Genomic DNA, 14,980 nt, shown 5'->3' on the forward strand with positions numbered 1-14,980 from the left:
TAATTACTTTTTAGTTGAAAAATGTTTATTATCATATTGAATAGTTCTATTTATTGAAGGTACATATATAGATGCTTCATTTGGAGTACTTGTTGGAAAATAAGTTTTCATCCAATTGAAGAAAGCTCTATCACCACTTGCTCCTTTTAAAATATTTCCTCTATTATCAAAACCCGATGGATAGGCCGGCCAATTTGAAGACATTTTATAATCCCCAGGATGAGAATGTTCTGTTTTATAAAGAACATTATTGTTATCCGCTGATAAAAATGAATAAACAAAATTTGATTGAGCTGAGTTTGAATTCGAGCTATGACTAGTAGATACTACCGAACTAACATCTCTTGAATTTTTATTACCTACAATATCAATTCCCCATTCGACATCCGAATTTCTAGAAAAGAAAACAAAAGCATTTGCTCCATCTATTACATCTATTGATTTAAACAATGTCTCTCCTTTTTTATTGGTCTCTTTATTTTCTAAAAACCCTTTTTTAAAATCCTGATATTTAGACTTATCATCATTATATACTCTATCAAAATCATCAGTAGTCTCCTTAATTAAGGTGATGTTTCCAGTCTCTTTATTCAGCTTATAGTCATGGTCAAGCATCCCAGTTGGGTCAATTCTATTAATAGGATTATTACTAACATATTGATATGGCATCATGGTTTGCTCCGCTAAGGGGTCTACGCTCAAAAACAAACTCGTTCTTGGGTCATAATAACGCGCACCATAATAATAGTAGCCGGTTTTTTCGTCCAATTCCTTGGCGTTAAACTTATACACATTATCATAATTACTGTTGTTGTGTTCAACCATTAATTCGCCAAAAGGCAAATACTCATAATAATGTGTAGGCATACCGTTAACGTCTGTAAGATAAGAAGAACTGCCCAAATGATCGCTATGATACCACCAAATTTTTCCTTGTATAAACGGTGGCTCCGGAATTATGGGTTCGTCTGGTATGACCGGCGGTGTTTCATTATCTGGATTTCCAGGGTCAACCACAGGATCTTCGACCGGTGGAAAGGTATCTACTGGCGGAATTACCGGTGGGTAAATCACATTAAATTCACTTTCTTTTATAATCTCCACAATATCACAATAATCGAGTTCCTCACTTGTCATCAGCCCTTGTAAAAACTTGATGCACTTGTAATCATTTGCTCTGGTACAGTTTTCATAGAGTTCAATAAATTCTAAATAACAATCGGTTTCTGTGATTATTTCAAAGCAAGTGGTCGTTTTTTCAATATAATAAAGCACATCACAATAGCTCTTCCCTTCTTCGATTAATGTTTTTAAGATTGTTGTACATCCTGTTTTCCCATTTTCTTGCAAATAATCCAACCATTGATGGTATTCTTCCTCACATGCCGTCTCTAAATAACAAGGTGCCTTTTTATACTCCTTTAACACCTCACAATCCGTAAGTCCATGCGATTCCAAATCTTTTATAACATTCAAACAATCGTAATTTTTCTCTTGCAGTAAACGTTTTTTAATATCATATAGTTCATGTCCACAATCATCTTCCCAATCGCTTTCTCGAGCTTGAAAAGTAGGGCTATCCAAATTTGCTCCCTCATAAACTTCCTTCATCTGCTGCTGCAAATTCGCCGTTCGTGCCTCTAATACCCCATTTTGAGGTACCGTTTTATTAGCGCGAGCCATAAAGTTACTGCTGTCCCCCGCTGCCGCACGAATCCTTTCGTGTGGCACATCACCTCAACAATACTTAATAAAAAACACTTTCTGCACGATATTACTTTTCGTTAGAAATTTTCTTAACTATAAGATTCATATACCACTACATTATCAACTAACCCCTTAAAATCTGCATAATCCATAGCACTGCTATAGACATAATCCTCTGCTCTGTAAACCAAACCCGCTTCAACTGGATTATTGTGAACATAACTTATTTTTTGCTTAATAACTTTATTACTCCACAATTCTATAGGTTTATTATCGTGTCTCCAAAACTGATATCCCGAAACATTAGAAGACCGTTGAGCTTCGCTTTTAAAAAAATCTAACAAAAATTCTCGTCTACTTTCACTGTCATTTTCCTTAATTGCCTTTACAATTGACTTACTAGCAAAACGCTTCAAATCGCCAATTAACAATTCTGGACGCGGTCCTTTTAGGCTTCTGAAAATCAGATGGACATGACTTGTCATGATACACCAAGCATGTAATTCTAATCCCTTTTCTCCCTGACAATAGACTAAACTCTCTATAAATAAATTCTTATACTCATTCCGAGTAAAAACATCAAGCCAACCCACTACAGCAAAACTTACAAAGTATAAACCCTCCGGATTATAAAATTTATAATTTCTACTCATTTTAATTGTTTTATTCCTCTGAATAAAAATAGATAAAAATCTTTAATAAACACAAAACTCCCAATAGGATTGAGAGTTTTTGTATTTAATAGAGGACTCGCGCCCAGCATTCTTGTGTTTGTTTGTCCGTACCACACGAAGGGATTCGTGCGGTAGCGGGGGATTTTTTTTCTAAATTATAATCCTCATTTTAACTTCTTACCATCTTTATCAAGAGCATAATTTTCTTCTATATTTATAATTAAATACTTCGTAGTTGACTTAACATCCTTAAACTTAATAGCATCTGATTTGTATAGAATATTCTTATATCTATCAGAATACTCCAAAAGCTCCCATTCTCCTTTTACTTTATTCTCAATTGCATATCCTTTTTGGTTGCTTCCCAAATTTCCTTCATCTCTAATAATTATTTTCATAGGCAGTTCTTTTGAAAAGTACAAAGTTAGAAACTGTTTATTAGTGGTTTTTATATGACTTACTCTTGGCTCGTTATTATCTTCATATTTTTCAGGTATTATGTAGACTTCCCCGTTCGTCTTTTTCCATACAGTAATACATTCTCTATCAGACAAACAGTAAAAAATTCTAATTCCATCAGATTTCAGTACATTTATAATGAAATAAATAACACCCCCTAATATTATTAGCGCTAATATTATTTTTAATTTCCTTACCATTTTGGGCCTATTGAAGGATTTATCATTTTTTGCCATTTCCTATCAGATTGTTGTTTTTGAAAAATGGAATAGCCTGCATTATGGCCTGCCCGTTCTGCTCTTTGTGTTGGCTGTCCTTCTCTAACTCTATTAAGGGGATAAAAACTAATGGTACTCCAAGTCCCTTTTTCTTGCTTCGTTTGCAAAGCATCGAATGCAAAACGAGAGCTTCCCCAATCAAAACCATTAACCCCTGCTACATAGCCGGCTGAGTAATTTCCAATATCTCTTGCTGACGCCACCTTACCGTTAAACGACATTCCTCGATAGTGATGTTGCCCAACTGAAGTATCTTGACTTTTTTCATCAACCCCTCTACTCTTAAAATCAAGAGGTTCTCCTCCTTTAGCATTTCCTATATAATCAAACAATCCAACGCTTTTAATTTCATTGTCAAAGAAGTTTTGCCCAGATTTATCGTTGAGATTGATATTTGCACCAATTACAGCACTACCATCTTCATGGTGAAAAGAATACTCAGTAAGCATTTCGCCTACAACCTCTCCCGTACGCTTACCTTTCTGGTCGACAACATATACATTTTTATCTGAGTTAGCTTGACCTCCAACAACTTTATATGTACCATTACTATTTTTAGTAACATCGATATGTTCTGCGGACATCCCCGTTGGGTCAATCAAATTGATTGGATTGTTGTGTACATAGTGGTATGGATTCCATCCTGGGAAATCCTCCGCCAACGAATCCACACTCAAAAATATACTGGTTACACCATCATACTATCACTTACTAGCATCTTTATTTAAAACAATAACTTTTTTAGTTACACGCACTTCATCCTCTAACCATCTTATTAATTCATTTCCTTCTTTGTCTTTTTTCTTTATATCCATCATAACTAAATCATTAATCACCCCATCCATATAAAAAACACCAGGTTCTCTAAAAATTAATAAAAAATCTATTGTTCTATTATCATATGCTCCAAAAGTATCCTTAACAATGCTTTTTAGGTATTTATTGTCGTAATCAACTCTATTAGTAGTTGTCATAATTAATCGCACATACCTATTTGTGCCTCCTTCACCAAATTTTGTAGATATCGAATCGAAGCTACTTTCATAATTAATTAATCCAAAATTTTCTTCATTTACATAGACCGTGTCAGGAAAATCTATTTCATATTTTATTCTAGAATTTTTGATTTCTTTTGTTAATACTTTGTCTAGATTACTTATCGCATTATTCTTAGACTTTTTATCTACACATCCACCAAGTACTATAGTTACTATAAGTAAAAAGCTCCAAAGTGTCTTAATATAAATCATTTTCTACTACTATTTCTAAGGTTTCTAATATTCATCGCTTTTACAGAATCATTCGTATTATTTCTTCTAACAACATCTTCATCCCCTTTTTTAACAACAGTATCTCTTGCATATGGAGTATGTAGTACCGCATTATTAAAAGCATCAGGTTTTGTTGAACTATAATCGATTCTTTGCATACTCACCATTTCTGATTCTTTCACAACACTAGTACTAGTAACAGGAGTCCCCATTGGTTTATAACTCTTAGTATCAAAAGGATTACTTCCATCAGGAGCTGCTCCTGGCATAAATGTTTCTGGTCCAAAAACGTCCATCGCAAAAACCATCAAAATTGTCATGTCAACAGTTTCCGAATCTCGAGATCCTACTGGAGGTTTATATGGCGAACTCTTACCGCCATCCATCGTAAAGTTTACGCCATTATTAAATGCTGAAAAAAGATTACTAAAAAACCTACCGACCCAACTTTGCTCACTCTTTTTATTAGCATTAATAGTAATCTCACTTAACTCTGTTGCATATGCAACAACTTTTGCCTTATCAGCATCACTCACTGTTGTTTCTGTAGGATTCCTCAAAACCGGAGGGTCTTGATCATAACTCTCCGCACTCATCCCCGTCGGATCAATCAAATTGATTGGATTGTTGTGTACATAGTGGTATGGAGTCCATCCTGGGAACTGCTCCGCCAACGGGTCTACATTGAACCACTTCTACTCCATTTTTGCCTCGCGCGTCACTTCATATCTACAAAGAACCTAGTTCCTTGTCTATAAAAATAAACTTTTTTTTCAATTGAAAAAAGAATACTGCAAGATGTCTTTGCAACTAAAATTGGAATACGTCACCAACTTATCCAAATACGAACGAGGAGAAGCAGTACCGTCTATTGAGTCCGCTAAAAAAATTGCTGATGCTTTTGGTGTAAGCTTGGATTATCTTGTGGGAGAAGGCGTAAACAGCAAATTCGATAAGAAAACCGTAACCCGTTTACTCGACATCGAAAAACTAGACCCCACAGATAAAGAACACGTTTTCGCTATGCTAGATGCGTTTCTAGCCAAAAATAAATTACAAGCTATTCTAAAATAACAAAATCTCAACTTACGGTTGGGATTTTTTGTTTACATCAATCAAAAAACTAAAATGGATTTAAAATACCCTTTTTTTCCAATTCAAAACCATCTTCCTCAATCGAAAACACCCAAACTATTGGGTCTATTATCGGTCTAAAAAGAGGTTTTGATGCTTCTTTAATAGATTTTTCACCTCCTCCGAAATTCAAATAACCAATGTCAACCCTGTTTTTAGTCTTTTTGAAATAATATTTATATCCTGCTCCATAAACTAATATCTCCGTATCATTTATATTACAGACCCCTTTTATTTTTCTATACTTCTCTTTAGAGTACCATTTCAATAATTTTTTTTCAAGAACAGTCACTTTTATTTTATGTGGGTTTTTGTCAACATTGAGTATAAGGATAGTATTTTGCTTTATCTCTTTATTTTCAGAATAAACTCTTTCAATCATATTATTAATATGATTATTATGATTATACAGCACTAGACTTTCTGTGGTTTTTTTATTCGTGCATATGACCTGTCCGAACATAACTGTGCTAGTAAGAAATAAGATAGTTAAGAATTTAATCTTCATAAATTTTCTTCCCGTCATATCTTATATATTTATTATTAACTACTGAAAAAACCTTGAATATCATTTTAGGGACATATTTAGAAACCTGCGATGCAAAATGCCTATCTCCTTCTTCTCCTGGACTAAATCCAGAAGGTCCTTCTACAAATGGAGAAGGATGACTATGTGTATGCATACGTATAGAAAAACCTCCAGTAACTAATTTCGACAACAAATCTGGACTTGAATAATCCGTTTTTCTATCGTAAGAGGAAGAAATATAATTCCTATCTACCCCGTAACCAGTTTGACTCCATTCAACATCAGTATTTCTAGCCAGAAACTCGAAGATATTAGTAGCCTTACTATTGCCTCGAACCTCCATATATCCATACTTTTCACCATCGTTATTACCGCTTTTAATTTTATTTAGAACACCTTTATCAACCTCTATTGATTGATTACTTTCTTTACCATTATCATCTAAAGCAATAAGTTTATCTGTTTTATCATCTGTCTTTCTAACAAGTTCTATTTTACCAGATTTATTAACAGTGTAATCGTCTTCAAGCATCCCTGTTGGGTCGGTATATCGAATTGGATTATTAAAACCATAACGGTACGGCGTCCAGTTTGGGAACTGCTCCGCTAAGGGGTCTACGCTCAAAAACAAACTCGTTCTTGGGTCATAATAACGCGCACCATAATAATAATATCCGGTTTTTTCGTCCAATTCCTTGGCGTTAAACTTATACACATTATCATAATTGCTGTTGTTGTGTTCAACCATTAATTCGCCAAAAGGCAAATACTCATAATAATGTGTAGGCATACCGTTAACGTCTGTAAGATAAGAAGAACTGCCCAAATGATCGCTATGATACCACCAAATTTTTCCTTGTATAAACGGTGGCTCCGGAATTATGGGTTCGTCTGGTATGACCGGCGGTGTTTCATTATCTGGATTTCCAGGGTCAACCACAGGATCTTCGACCGGTGGAAAGGTATCTACTGGCGGAATTACCGGTGGGTAAATCACATTAAATTCACTTTCTTTTATAATCTCCACAATATCACAATAATCGAGTTCCTCACTTGTCATCATCAAATTTTGTAAATACTTTATACATAAATAATCATTAGCTCTAGTACAGTTTTCATAGAGTTCAATAAATTCTAAATAACAATCGGTTTCTGTGATTATTTCAAAGCAAGTGGTCGTTTTTTCAATATAATAAAGCACATCACAATAGCTCTTCCCTTCTTCGATTAATGTTTTTAAGATTGTTGTACATCCTGTTTTCCCATTTTCTTGCAAATAATCCAACCATTGATGGTATTCTTCCTCACATGCCGTCTCTAAATAACAAGGTGCCTTTTTATACTCCTTTAACACCTCACAATCCGTAAGTCCATGCGATTCCAAATCTTTTATAACATTCAAACAATCGTAATTTTTCTCTTGCAGTAAACGTTTTTTAATATCATATAGTTCATGTCCACAATCATCTTCCCAATCGCTTTCTCGAGCTTGAAAAGTAGGGCTATCCAAATTTGCTCCCTCATAAACTTCCTTCATCTGCTGCTGCAAATTCGCCGTTCGTGCCTCTAATACCCCATTTTGAGGTACCGTTTTATTAGCGCGAGCCATAAAGTTACTGCTGTCGCCAGTTTGACTGGCTATCTTTTGATTGTTGAAATAATAGTGCTTGGTGTATTTGTTTGGGCCCACCACCAAATAACCACTTGGATATACCGTATAGTCATCAAGCGTTGATAAACCCACAACATGTCCCCCATTGACCATCAAATTCTGAGCGTTTCCAAAACTCTTAATCACGCGCTCTCCCGATGCATCATACAGATAAAAGTTAACTTCATTACCATCAACAACCGCTTGCAATCGATCTTGGTCATCCCAATACAATCGACGGGTTACCGAATTATTACCTACGCGCTCATTACTCGTAATAAGATTACCGTTTTTATCGTACTCATAATTATGCAAGCTAGTATAGTTCGGCTCCACCATTCTAATGTTCGACACCGCATGAGGTTTTTCTGCATTTACATATAAATAGTTGCTTTTAAATGTATTGTCTGTCATGCGTATTTCATGAGTATAAACATTTTCAACCCGATGATTTTGGACTTTACTTGTTATTCCATGGGTTTTATTGTATTCCATATTCAACTTAAAATCGTGAATCTCACGCATTCCCTCCCATTTGATAGTGGCATTTTTTAATCGATTATAGCTATCGTATTCAAAACTTTTATCTGAAGTACCTCCAATATCCAACTGACTAGACAAGGAAGTATCGTTAATAAATTTGGTAATATTGCTATTGCGATTATACCAATATTCATTTTTTAGAAACAGTTGATTCGTTGGTCTGCGCAATGTCATCGTGCGCAAACGCTGTTGCAACCCATAAAAATATTCAGTTACTACATTATTGCCATAAACTACTTTAGTCTGGCTTCCCAATTGATTGTATCTTATGTTCTTAATCAGTTCTCTACCACCTACTGGATATGCAAATAAAAACTGCACATTAAGTTAAGCTACATTTTTGTAATTAATTTGATTATTAAATTCTTCAATAGTTGCATAATTCAAAGCGGAATGTCTCCTTTTTCTGTTTACGTCAGCATTTCCAAATCGAAAAAAAACAGCCCTTATATTTTTTGATTTTAACGCATAAAAAAAGCGAATTTATCAGAGATAAATTCGCTTTTATATTTTAACACAATCTGCTAAATTTATTAAATATTCAACTTTATATGCATATTGCTAATCCAATAATATAATCCGATAATTGTAGGGTAATCTTAGCTGTATTCGCTAATCCGAAAGAAAACTTACTTTAAAGCTTATATCAACATGCTTCAACCCGAACTATTTTAGCAGTTACACATAAAACCTTATCAATCATTCCTCAATTGCTCCTTATACAATTCGATGTTCTCTTCCATACCCGCTTCGAGTTCCCCTTGTTTGATGTCGGTGTATTTTTGCAGTTCTTCCCATAGAATTCCCGCCAGCATCAACCGCGATAAAGCTTTGTTGTCTGATGGTATCACATACCAAGGATTTTTTTTCGTCGATGTTTTATTGATCGCCTCTTCATAATATTCGGCATATTGATCCCATAATTCGCGCTCTTTCAAATCTGCCGCAGAAAACTTCCAGTTGTGCTCGTCTTTATTCAATCTGCGAAACAATCGTTTTTTTTGCTCGCCTTTACTCAAATGCAAGAAAAACTTAAAAACAATCATGCCGTTTTCTGAAATATGTTGTTCAAAATTATTGATTTGTTGCATGCGTTTATCCCAAAAATCCGCCGGAACATCCTCCACCTTTTCTATACCAGGTAGGTTTTCATTCAGCAAATATTCCGGATGAACACGGGTAACCAACACATTTTCATAATGCGTCCGATTAAACACGGTAAACTTACCCCGTTCTGGCAAAGCAATATAATGGCGCCACAGATAATCGTGTTCCAGTTCTGCTGAGTTTGGCGTTTTAAAACTCTGAACCACCACACCTCGCGGATTAAACTCTTTAAACACTTCCCGAATCAAACTATCTTTACCCGAGGTATCCATACCCTGTATACAAATCAAAACACTGTAGCGGTTGTGTGCATACATTTTATCTTGAAACTTACTGAGCTTATCCCTCAGTTTGGCGAGTTGTTTGATTGCTTTTTCATCGGTCATGCCCAGATCGACCTCGGTGGGTAAATCGTCCAAAACGATTTGATCTACAACTTTACAACGGGGGGAAAAGTGGGTTTCCTTCATCTTTTTTATCTAAAAGTATAAAAAAAATAATGATTAGTTATTCCAAAATCGCTTAATTATGCCAAAAAAACGCCTTATATTTAACGTTGATAATAAAAAACCATGAAAAAATTCACCTTAGAGCTGTTTATTAAAATTATTGGAATTAGCGCTGCTTCGGGTATCGGCTATCAGAACGAGGTGATACACCTGATTTCCGATTCGGCCGACGTGCTCTATGAATACCATATCAAAACGGAGAAACTCAGTAAAACCGCCTTAAATGAAAGCGGAAAAATAGCGGAAAACCTCAGTAAGGTAGGCAAATCTGATTTTGAAGCGATGACCAGCGATGGCAGCAACTACTACATTTTTGGTTCGGGCTCGGGGGCGCTGCGCAACACCCTGATCGAAATCAATCAGGAGAGCAAAGAAGTCATCAGTATCAACGACCTCAGCGTGTTGTACGAATCGATGAAGAGCTTTGCCGGCATAGACGACAAGAATTTTAACATCGAAGGCGTGAGCTTTTATCAGGACAAATGGTATTTTCTAAACCGCGGAAACGGTCCGCAACAACAAAATGGACTGTTTACCATAACAGGCGACAATTTGCTGGAGAGTTTTAACATCGTTTACAATCCGATAAAATTGCCGAAGATCGACGGCGTCCAAGCCGGATTTACCGATGCTTGTGTAGTCGATGGGCAGCTGTACTTTTTGGCAGCAGCAGAAGATAGTGGATCTACTTACCTCGATGGAGCGGTAAAAGGCAGTCTCATCGGCCGTATCGACTTGCAAAAAATGAAGGTAAAATCGACCAAAATCATCAGTAAAACCCACAAGTTTGAAGGACTCACACATTATAGCCAAGACAAGAACGGCCTTAGCTTTTTGCTGTGTGAGGATGCAGACAGCGATACCAAGCAAGCAGATATCTATAAGATTATTCTCAAATAACCGCATTTAAGATGGAAAAAACCTTAAAAAAGACCCTATAAAATGCCTATAACCGAAAATAAAAAAGAATATTTTAAAACCTCAGTATAATTAAATACCTTTGTAGTTGTCTAAACAACTATTGTTATGGAAACTAAATTAACTCAGGAAGAGCTGTACAACCTGTTAACGGGTCGTATCGTATTGGCTATGAATCGCTCATTGACACAAAAATTCCGTTCCCATCAAATCCCCCTAACCAAGGAACAATGGACCTTATTGGCGGTATTGTGGAAGCGCGACGGTTGTTCTCAACAGCATTTGGCCGATCAGACCTTTAGAGATAAGCCCAGTGTGACGCGTTTGTTGGACAAGATGGAACAGGAAGCGCTAATTATAAGAAAGGCCGACGGTCATGACCGTCGTTTGAATTTAATTTTTTTAACCGATAAGGGCAGAGCACTGGAGGCTCCGACATTAAATGCGGTAGAGGAAACCGTAGACAAGGCGACCAAAAACCTCAGCGATGAACAGATAGCCCTTTTAAAACAGACGATAAAAGCGATTTACCTCAACTTGGAAATGCCTTCCTAAAAGACTTGGTTTACGAGCGTCTCGTTTGCCGTTATATGCATCAATAGAAAACCGCCAAAAAATCTAGCTTATTATGAAAAAAACGTTACTATACACTTGTCTTTGGGTTTGCAGCACGCTAACCGTGCAGGCGCAATTGGCCCTCGATGGCAGTCTGCAGCAAGCCATAGATCGCGCTGTAGAAAAAAGTGCTGCCTTAAAAAACCAGCGATACGACATCGACAAACTCCACTTGCAGCGCCAAGGGGTTTTAAACACGTATTTGCCACGGGTGGAAGGAAGTGCGATGTATGCTTACCTCGACAATAAATTGACCGTAGATGTGCCGACTTTTTCGACCATTGGAGGATTGGAATTGTTTGAGGGCAAGCGGTCTTTCGACAATTCGGCCCAGGCCTTTCATGCGGGTTTAACGGCAAAAGTACCCTTGTTTACCGGTATGCAGGTTCCCAACGGCGCCAAGGCCTTACAACAGAAAATCGAGGGTACAAACTATTTGATGGAGGCACAGAAAGACGACATCGTCAAGGAGGTCATCAGCAGTTTTGATCAAATCGCGCTATTGAATCAGGCCGATAAACTGATCGTGGAGAGCGAAATTCGCTTGGACAAGGAAACCCAGCGGGTGGAAAAGGCCATTGCCTTGGGATTGGCCATTCCCTACGACCGCGACAAGATTAAATTTGCGCGTTTGGAGTTGAATTCCAAAAAGGTGGAAACCCGCGGTAGCCGCAAGGTGCTGTATCAGAAAATACGCTACCTCACCGATTATACCGATCGCGAAATTGAGGCGGTACAATACGAGCTTACCCCCTATCTGATTCCGCTAGAGGGGTTAAACGCTGCGGAGAAGCAGGAGTTAAAGGCTTTGGAATCTTTTAAATCGGCTATGGAATACCTGATCAAAAAAGAAAAGGGGACGTTTTTACCCACGGTAGGAGCCTTTGCCGGACTTTCCTATACGAGTTTGTTCGACGTTAAAACCTCTTCCCACGCCTCGTTTTTAGGGCTGGAAAAAGACGTCAACCTCAAGTTAAACGAACTGACCATCAGTCCCAACTGGATGGTGGGTGTGGCCTTGAAATGGGAGATATTTAGTGGTTTGGAGCGCAAGCACAAGGTGGAAGAAGCACAGATTAACGCCGTGCAAATGCAGACCAAAATCGACGATACTCGAGAAAAGCTGGAGTTGTTATTGAACCACAATTATGCCAAATACGAGGTATTACTCGAAAAAATAGCCATCGCAGACCAACAGGAAAAGATAGCGAACAACAACCTGACCATGGCGGTTAAGCAATACCAACAGGGTTTGATTACGGTATCGGAACGCTTGGAAGCGGAAAACGACATTTACAAAGCGGCTTTAAATCGGGTGAATACCTTGATTGAACAACGCCTATCCGCTATAGAAACCATTACGACTACCGGTCAACTAACGCACTATTTCTCCACTAACTAAAGAACAATACCGATGAAAAAGATATATTTTATACTCGCAGTTGCCACCTTCATGGCTTCTTGTAGCAAACCGAACAACAACTTGGTAACCCAAGGAAAAATCGAACGCGATCAGATTGCCGTGGTCGGGAAATTGCCCGGGCGGATTTTAAAGATATACGTCAGCGAGGGCGATTTTGTCAAAAAGGGCGATACGCTGGCATTTTTAGATGCACCCGAGGTCGATGCGAAAAAAAATCAGGCCAAAGGGGCGCTTACCGCGGCCAATGCGCAATACCAAATGGCGACCAAGGGGGCGACAGACAACCAATTAAAGCAATTGCGCGCCAAACAGAAAGCGATGCAAGAGCAGTTTAATTTTGCGCAAAAATCGATCAAACGACTCGACGGCATGATTAAGGATTCGTTGGTTTCTCAACAAACCTACGACGAGGCCTTTACCAAATATCAAGGTGCACAGTCGCAATTATTGGCGGTGGAAGCGGAAATTGCCGATGTGCAACACGGTGTTCGGATCGAGCAGCAAACCATGGCGCTGGGACAGCAGGAACGCGCCTTAGGGGCTTTACAAGAGGTGCAGTCTGCCGAAAACGACCGCTATATCTTGGCTCCACAAGACATGAGTATCGAGAACATCTCCTTAAAGGTGGGCGAATTGGCCCTGCCGGGTTATGCCTTGTTTAGCGGCTACTTGGTAGACAGTGTATACTTTCGATTCACCTTGCCGGAAAGCAAGCTCAACCAGCTTAAAAAAGGCCAAGAGCTGCCGGTAACCGTAGCCTACAACAACAGTCAGGTACAGGGCAAGGTAGTCAACATCAAACAACTGGGGGCTTATGCGAATATCGCCACGGCTTATCCGGATTACGAGATGCAAGAAACCCTTTTTGAAATAAAAATCGTTCCCTTAGCTCCGGAGCAGTCCAAGGACTTGCTGACCAAAGCTACGGTAACCTTATCCTTATAAACATGAAAAACTTCTTTTCACTTTTAAAGCGAGAGTTCCGCCTGTTTTGGGGAAATAAAGTCCTCCGCATTCTCTTTATAGGGGCTCCGTTGATGTACGGCATACTTTTGGGCTATGTATACGGCAAGGGAAAGGCTACGGATATTTCCATCATCGTGGTCGACGAAGACCGTACCGAAATGAGTGCCAAGGCCATACAGCTGTTTGAGGACAACGAGGTTTTGCACATTTCAAAAATACGCTACGACCAAAACGACCTGTCCGATGTTTCCATAGAATACGATGCATCGGCAGTGGTGATTATTCCCAAGGGGTTTCAAAACGAGGTTTCGACCAAAAAATACCCCGAGATCCTCACCATAGTCAATACGGCCAATATACTCACGGCCAATTATGCGTCCAGTGCCGTTCAGTTGTGTTTGGGAACGCTAAAAGCGGGTATTCAAATTCAAACCCTGATGAAGCAAGGTATGCCACCGGCGATAGCCGCTACGCAATACGAGCCTTTTAAGGCGACTTTTATCAAAAAGAACAACCGCAGTACCAACTATATGTACTTCTTATGGCCGGGGGTCTTGGCCGCGGTATTGCAGCAGGTATTGCTGTTGGGTCTCGCCCTGTCGTTTAGTTCGGAATACGAAAAGGGAACCTTTGGCGAACTGATTCGCAGAACGCCTTCGATCGTCAATTTGTTGGCGGTAAAAATCATTCCCTATCTGTTGATGAGTTTTGGGGTATGGCTGATGTACTGGCTGTTTACGTTTTGGTTTAGGGTGCCGTTTTACGAAAATCTGTGGGCGCTAACGCTGGTTGCTGGAATATTTGTCGTCGCGGTCTGCTTTATAGGCGTACTGGTTAGCATAGTGCTTCCCACCCAGTTGCAAGCCACCGAAGTATTGATGGTGATCGCTACGCCGAGTTTTATACTCAGTGGATTTACTTGGCCGTTGAGCCAAATGCCGCTGTGGGTACAATACGTGGCCGACGTGATTCCGCTGACGCATTTTCTCAAGGCGTTTCGCGTATTGATCATCGAAGACGGTAGGCTGAGTCAAACGTATTCGTTTATCGGGGCCCTGCTCATCACTTGCTTGGTTTGCGGTATACTCAGTTATATCTGTCTGTATTTTAAGAAGAAATCCTATTTAAAACTGCATCCCGAAGAGGGAGAACAGCTTTAAGCAAACGTTTATATAAACAACGCGGTCGCTTCCAAT

Annotated in this window: 15 protein-coding genes; 6 read left to right on the forward strand and 9 right to left on the reverse strand. The window is 38.6% G+C overall.

Features of this window, described 5'->3' with window-relative positions; all coding sequences use genetic code 11:
• Positions 1–3: 3 nt before the first annotated feature.
• The 6 genes from ACQZ43_RS15270 to ACQZ43_RS15295 form a co-directional block, all read right to left on the reverse strand.
• Positions 4–1,731 carry an RHS repeat domain-containing protein gene (locus tag ACQZ43_RS15270; RefSeq protein WP_430613551.1) on the reverse strand — a complete coding sequence of 576 codons (1,728 nt, stop codon included), beginning with the start codon at positions 1,729–1,731 and terminating at the stop codon, positions 4–6.
• A 65-nt stretch (positions 1,732–1,796) separates the two neighbouring features.
• Entirely contained in the window at positions 1,797–2,360 is a 564-nt protein-coding gene (locus ACQZ43_RS15275) for a transposase (RefSeq protein WP_430613553.1), read from the reverse strand.
• A gap of 185 nt (positions 2,361–2,545) precedes the next feature.
• Positions 2,546–3,040 (reverse strand): hypothetical protein, encoded by a 495-nt coding sequence (locus ACQZ43_RS15280; protein ID WP_430613554.1) that lies wholly within the window; start codon positions 3,038–3,040, stop codon positions 2,546–2,548.
• On the reverse strand, positions 3,034–3,702 hold the full coding sequence (locus ACQZ43_RS15285; protein WP_430613555.1) for a hypothetical protein: 669 nt from the start codon (positions 3,700–3,702) through the stop codon (positions 3,034–3,036). Before ACQZ43_RS15285 ends, ACQZ43_RS15280 begins: the two co-directional genes overlap by 7 nt.
• 120 nt (positions 3,703–3,822) lie before the next feature.
• Positions 3,823–4,368 carry a hypothetical protein gene (locus ACQZ43_RS15290; protein WP_430613556.1) on the reverse strand — a complete coding sequence of 182 codons (546 nt, stop codon included), beginning with the start codon at positions 4,366–4,368 and terminating at the stop codon, positions 3,823–3,825.
• On the reverse strand, positions 4,365–4,985 hold the full coding sequence (locus tag ACQZ43_RS15295) for a hypothetical protein (RefSeq protein ID WP_430613557.1): 621 nt from the start codon (positions 4,983–4,985) through the stop codon (positions 4,365–4,367). The genes ACQZ43_RS15290 and ACQZ43_RS15295 overlap by 4 nt, the downstream gene beginning before the upstream one ends.
• 202 nt (positions 4,986–5,187) lie before the next feature.
• Between ACQZ43_RS15295 and ACQZ43_RS15300 the strand changes: the two genes are divergently transcribed.
• The gene (locus tag ACQZ43_RS15300) at positions 5,188–5,463 is read left to right on the forward strand and encodes a helix-turn-helix domain-containing protein (RefSeq protein ID WP_430612237.1); all 276 of its coding nucleotides are present in this window, start codon (positions 5,188–5,190) and stop codon (positions 5,461–5,463) included.
• Between the two features lie 49 nt (positions 5,464–5,512).
• On the opposite strand, the gene ACQZ43_RS15305 is transcribed toward ACQZ43_RS15300, so the two are convergent.
• The 3 genes from ACQZ43_RS15305 to ACQZ43_RS15315 all read right to left on the reverse strand — a co-directional run bounded on the left by ACQZ43_RS15305 (position 5,513) and on the right by ACQZ43_RS15315 (position 9,823).
• Positions 5,513–5,905: a hypothetical protein gene (locus tag ACQZ43_RS15305; protein ID WP_430613558.1), complete on the reverse strand. Its 393-nt coding sequence runs from the start codon at positions 5,903–5,905 to the stop codon at positions 5,513–5,515.
• Positions 5,906–6,020: 115 nt separating this feature from the next.
• Positions 6,021–8,567, reverse strand: coding sequence for an RHS repeat-associated core domain-containing protein (locus ACQZ43_RS15310; protein WP_430613559.1), 2,547 nt, complete (start codon positions 8,565–8,567; stop codon positions 6,021–6,023).
• 374 nt (positions 8,568–8,941) lie between these two features.
• The gene (locus tag ACQZ43_RS15315) at positions 8,942–9,823 is read right to left on the reverse strand and encodes a PPK2 family polyphosphate kinase (RefSeq protein ID WP_430613560.1); all 882 of its coding nucleotides are present in this window, start codon (positions 9,821–9,823) and stop codon (positions 8,942–8,944) included.
• 102 nt (positions 9,824–9,925) lie between these two features.
• On the opposite strand from ACQZ43_RS15315, the gene ACQZ43_RS15320 reads away from it, so the two are divergent.
• The 5 genes from ACQZ43_RS15320 to ACQZ43_RS15340 all read left to right on the forward strand — a co-directional run bounded on the left by ACQZ43_RS15320 (position 9,926) and on the right by ACQZ43_RS15340 (position 14,944).
• Positions 9,926–10,762 (forward strand): DUF6929 family protein, encoded by an 837-nt coding sequence (locus ACQZ43_RS15320; RefSeq protein WP_430613561.1) that lies wholly within the window; start codon positions 9,926–9,928, stop codon positions 10,760–10,762.
• Between the two features lie 126 nt (positions 10,763–10,888).
• Complete coding sequence (locus ACQZ43_RS15325; protein ID WP_430613562.1) at positions 10,889–11,335, forward strand: MarR family winged helix-turn-helix transcriptional regulator; 447 nt, start codon at positions 10,889–10,891, stop codon at positions 11,333–11,335.
• 73 nt (positions 11,336–11,408) lie between these two features.
• Positions 11,409–12,797, forward strand: a complete 1,389-nt coding sequence (locus ACQZ43_RS15330; protein WP_430613563.1) for a TolC family protein — start codon at positions 11,409–11,411, stop codon at positions 12,795–12,797.
• 12 nt (positions 12,798–12,809) lie between these two features.
• Positions 12,810–13,763: an HlyD family secretion protein gene (locus tag ACQZ43_RS15335; protein WP_430613564.1), complete on the forward strand. Its 954-nt coding sequence runs from the start codon at positions 12,810–12,812 to the stop codon at positions 13,761–13,763.
• A 2-nt stretch (positions 13,764–13,765) separates the two neighbouring features.
• Positions 13,766–14,944 (forward strand): ABC transporter permease, encoded by a 1,179-nt coding sequence (locus ACQZ43_RS15340; protein ID WP_430613565.1) that lies wholly within the window; start codon positions 13,766–13,768, stop codon positions 14,942–14,944.
• The last annotated feature ends 36 nt before the right edge of the window (positions 14,945–14,980 follow it).

Source organism: Flavobacterium sp. JP2137 (assembly GCF_050562195.1).
Lineage (GTDB): Bacteria > Bacteroidota > Bacteroidia > Flavobacteriales > Flavobacteriaceae > Flavobacterium.

What these genes read in the sequence shown, in the direction of transcription:
- ACQZ43_RS15320 (WP_430613561.1), top strand. Translation starts at nt 9,926, where the DNA reads ATGAAAAAATTCACCTTAGAGCTGTTTATTAAAATTATTGGAATTAGC.
- ACQZ43_RS15315 (WP_430613560.1), bottom strand. Translation starts at nt 9,823, where the DNA reads ATGAAGGAAACCCACTTTTCCCCCCGTTGTAAAGTTGTAGATCAAATC.
- ACQZ43_RS15295 (WP_430613557.1), bottom strand. Translation starts at nt 4,985, where the DNA reads ATGAGTGCGGAGAGTTATGATCAAGACCCTCCGGTTTTGAGGAATCCT.
- ACQZ43_RS15335 (WP_430613564.1), top strand. Translation starts at nt 12,810, where the DNA reads ATGAAAAAGATATATTTTATACTCGCAGTTGCCACCTTCATGGCTTCT.
- ACQZ43_RS15275 (WP_430613553.1), bottom strand. Translation starts at nt 2,360, where the DNA reads ATGAGTAGAAATTATAAATTTTATAATCCGGAGGGTTTATACTTTGTA.
- ACQZ43_RS15300 (WP_430612237.1), top strand. Translation starts at nt 5,188, where the DNA reads ATGTCTTTGCAACTAAAATTGGAATACGTCACCAACTTATCCAAATAC.
- ACQZ43_RS15305 (WP_430613558.1), bottom strand. Translation starts at nt 5,905, where the DNA reads ATGATTGAAAGAGTTTATTCTGAAAATAAAGAGATAAAGCAAAATACT.
- ACQZ43_RS15340 (WP_430613565.1), top strand. Translation starts at nt 13,766, where the DNA reads ATGAAAAACTTCTTTTCACTTTTAAAGCGAGAGTTCCGCCTGTTTTGG.
- ACQZ43_RS15325 (WP_430613562.1), top strand. Translation starts at nt 10,889, where the DNA reads ATGGAAACTAAATTAACTCAGGAAGAGCTGTACAACCTGTTAACGGGT.
- ACQZ43_RS15330 (WP_430613563.1), top strand. Translation starts at nt 11,409, where the DNA reads ATGAAAAAAACGTTACTATACACTTGTCTTTGGGTTTGCAGCACGCTA.
- ACQZ43_RS15285 (WP_430613555.1), bottom strand. Translation starts at nt 3,702, where the DNA reads ATGTCCGCAGAACATATCGATGTTACTAAAAATAGTAATGGTACATAT.
- ACQZ43_RS15280 (WP_430613554.1), bottom strand. Translation starts at nt 3,040, where the DNA reads ATGGTAAGGAAATTAAAAATAATATTAGCGCTAATAATATTAGGGGGT.
- ACQZ43_RS15290 (WP_430613556.1), bottom strand. Translation starts at nt 4,368, where the DNA reads ATGATTTATATTAAGACACTTTGGAGCTTTTTACTTATAGTAACTATA.